Genomic DNA, 2843 nt, shown 5'->3' on the forward strand with positions numbered 1-2843 from the left:
GCGACGACGGCCGCGGTTTTCAGTGCCTCGAAGATCGCTTCCCGGCCGACACCGGCCTCGCGCAGGGTGTGCTCGTGCGCCGCCACACAGTGCGAACACCCGTTGATCGACGACACCGCGAACGACCACAGCTCGAAATGCGTTCTGTCCACGCCCGGATTGCCGATGATGTTCATCCGCAACCCGGGGCGAAGGTCGTCGTAGCTGCCGTCGAGGAAGTCTCGGCAGCGATAGAACACGTTGTTCATAGCCATGATCGACGCTGCGCCCAGCGCGGCCCGATACGCATCGGCGGACAGGTGATCGGTTGCTTCAGTGCCAATCTCGCGCAGCACGTCCGTGTTTCGTGTCGCCGCGGCACTGGCCAACAACGTCCCCCAGAGCTGCTCCTCGCCCAGCACCGTCGTGCGGGTGATCGACCCGAGGTTGAGCTTGAGGTCCTTGGCGAACTCGGGCAGGGCGTCCTGCAGGTTCTCGACGCTCATCAGGCCGACTCCTTCAGCATCTCGCCGGCGTCGATGGTCGGGTCGCCCCTGCGCCAGTTGCAGGCGCACAGCTCGTCGGACTGCAGGGCATCGAGCACCCGCAGCACCTCGTCGACGTTGCGGCCGACCGAACCCGCCGTCGCCGAGACGAATTGGATCTCGTTGTCGGGGTCGACGATGAAGGTCACCCGGTCGGCGACACCGTCGGCGTTCAGCACGCCGGTGGCCTCGACGAGTTCACGCTTGATGTCCGAGAGCATGGGGAACGGCAACGTCTTGAGGTCATCGTGGCGGGCGCGCCACTGGAAGTGTGCGAATTCGCTGTCCACCGAGACACCCAGGACCTTGGCGTCGCGGTCTTCGAACTCGTCGTTGTGCTTGCCGAATGCGGCGATCTCAGTGGGGCACACGAAGGTGAAGTCCTTCGGCCAGAAGAACACCACCCGCCAGCTGCCCGGGTGGTCGTCGCTGGAGATGGTGGTGAAGTAGTCCTCCGGCTGCTGGGCGTCGACCTCGGAGAGGTCGCCGCCGATCAGCGCGGTCAAGCGGTATGCCGGGAACTGGTCGCCGATGGTCAGCAGTGCCATGTCGCTCCTTCGATCACAATCGGATTCAGCAGAAAACTGCGGTCTCACCCCATGCTGCCGGGACTTCATTCTGAATTAAAGGTGATGCTTACCACTATATTGATAGGTATGTCCGATAAGAGTTATCAGCCGACCGTTGCGGGCCTCCGAGCGTTCGTCGCCGTAGCGGAAAAGCACCACTTCAGCAGCGCCGCAGAGGTTCTCGGTGTCAGCCAATCGTCGCTGTCGCAGGCGCTCTCGGCGCTGGAGACCGGTCTGGGAGTCCGTCTGGTCGAGCGGTCGACCCGGCGTGTCCTGTTGACAACCGAGGGCAATGAGCTGCTCCCGCGCGCGCAGGCGGTGGTCGAGGCGGTGGACGCGTTCAGCGCGGCAGCTCTGGGGGCGGCCGATCCGCTGCAGGGCACCCTGCGGCTCGGGCTCATCCCGACGGTCGCGCCGTACGTGCTGCCGACGGTGCTCGCGGGGCTGGCCGATCGGCTGCCCGCGCTGACGCTGCGGGTGATCGAGGACCAGACCGGACGACTGCTGACGGCCCTGCGGGAAGGATCCCTGGATGCAGCTCTGATCGCGTTGCCGGCCGAAGCCAACGGGATAACCGAAATTCCAATCTACAACGAGGATTTCGTGCTCGCGCTGCCTTTTGGACATCCGCTGTCGGGCAAGCGGCGGGTTCCGCCGACGGCGCTGGCAGATCTGCCCCTGCTCTTGCTCGACGAGGGCCACTGCCTGCGCGATCAGGCACTCGACGTCTGCCGCAGCGCGGGCGTGCGCGCCGACCTGGTCAACACCCGGGCCGCTTCACTGGCGACGGCGGTGCAGTGCGTGGCCGGCGGACTGGGCGTGACCCTGATCCCGCAGAGCGCTGTACCGGTGGAGGCCGCACGCAGCCGGCTCGGCCTGGCATACTTCACCGCGCCGCGTCCCGGCCGGCGGATCGGGCTGGTGTTTCGGTCGTCAAGCGGGCGGGCAACGCCGTACCGGCAGCTGGCGGGTCTGATCGGCGAGCTGGTCGCTGCGGGTCAGCAACGAACCACGCGCTGATCGCCAGCGCGGCGGCGCCGCGCGTAGCGGGTCGGCACCCGATGACCCGAGCGACCCCACCGCCGCGGCTGAAAAGAAACGTGTTCTAGTTGCAGTCATGCTGGACTTCACGCCGGACAACCTCAGCGCCGAGGATTATCGCCGGCTGCGGGGGATCTACGAGCCGTTGACCCGCTCGGTTCGCGAGTTGGTCGACGCCACCATCCGCACCGAAGTGGGCGCCGACGCGGTCGCAGCGGCCAAGGCGGAGATCGATTCGGCTACGGCGCGGTTGCGCAGCGCACAGCTGGACACGGCATTCGGAGTGCGCTACCTCGCCAGCGGCGAGCGAATGGCATGGGGAAACGCCGTCATCGGCCTGCGTAACCCCATCGCGCCGCCACTGGTGATCGAACACGACGACTCCGGCAGAGCATGGTGCGACTTCTCGCTGGGCGCCGCCTACGAGGGGCCGCCCGGTCACGTGCACGGCGGAGTTGCCGCGCTGGTGCTCGACCATCTCCTGGGCGAAGCGGCCAGCGACGGCGTCAACCCGCGGTTCACCGGAACCATCAGCCTGCGTTATCTGCGGGCCACCCGGCTGGGCCGGCTGCACGCCGAAGCGGCGATCACGCGCGTCGACGGGGTCAAGGCGTTCGCGACGGGTCATCTCGCCGATGACGAGGGTGTCACCGTCGAGGCCGAGGGAGTGTTCATCGTGCCACGGTGGGCGCGGGGCCGGTCCGACTAG

At 67.0% G+C, this 2843-nt stretch carries 4 protein-coding genes; 2 read left to right on the plus strand and 2 right to left on the minus strand.

Annotation, left to right across the window (positions count from 1 at the left end):
* Together ABDW21_RS13170 and ABDW21_RS13175 are read right to left on the minus strand one after the other, a co-directional pair.
* A partial coding sequence (locus tag ABDW21_RS13170; RefSeq protein ID WP_343710541.1) for an alkyl hydroperoxide reductase occupies nt 1-485 on the minus strand: 485 nt, incomplete at its 3' end.
* Nucleotides 485-1072, minus strand: a complete 588-nt coding sequence (locus ABDW21_RS13175; protein WP_343599260.1) for a peroxiredoxin — start codon at nt 1070-1072, stop codon at nt 485-487. The genes ABDW21_RS13175 and ABDW21_RS13170, both read right to left, overlap by 1 nt.
* Nucleotides 1073-1180: 108 nt before the next feature.
* On the opposite strand from ABDW21_RS13175, the gene ABDW21_RS13180 reads away from it, so the two are divergent.
* Entirely contained in the window at nt 1181-2113 is a 933-nt protein-coding gene (locus ABDW21_RS13180) for a hydrogen peroxide-inducible genes activator (RefSeq protein ID WP_343599258.1), read from the plus strand.
* 97 nt (nt 2114-2210) lie between these two features.
* Entirely contained in the window at nt 2211-2843 is a 633-nt protein-coding gene (locus ABDW21_RS13185) for a PaaI family thioesterase (protein ID WP_343599256.1), read from the plus strand.

This window comes from Mycobacterium sp., assembly GCF_039583805.1.
GTDB lineage: Bacteria > Actinomycetota > Actinomycetes > Mycobacteriales > Mycobacteriaceae > Mycobacterium.

Coding starts and splice junctions, on each gene's coding strand:
- ABDW21_RS13185 (WP_343599256.1), top strand. CDS start 2,211: ATGCTGGACTTCACGCCGGACAACCTCAGCGCCGAGGATTATCGCCGG.
- ABDW21_RS13175 (WP_343599260.1), bottom strand. CDS start 1,072: ATGGCACTGCTGACCATCGGCGACCAGTTCCCGGCATACCGCTTGACC.
- ABDW21_RS13180 (WP_343599258.1), top strand. CDS start 1,181: ATGTCCGATAAGAGTTATCAGCCGACCGTTGCGGGCCTCCGAGCGTTC.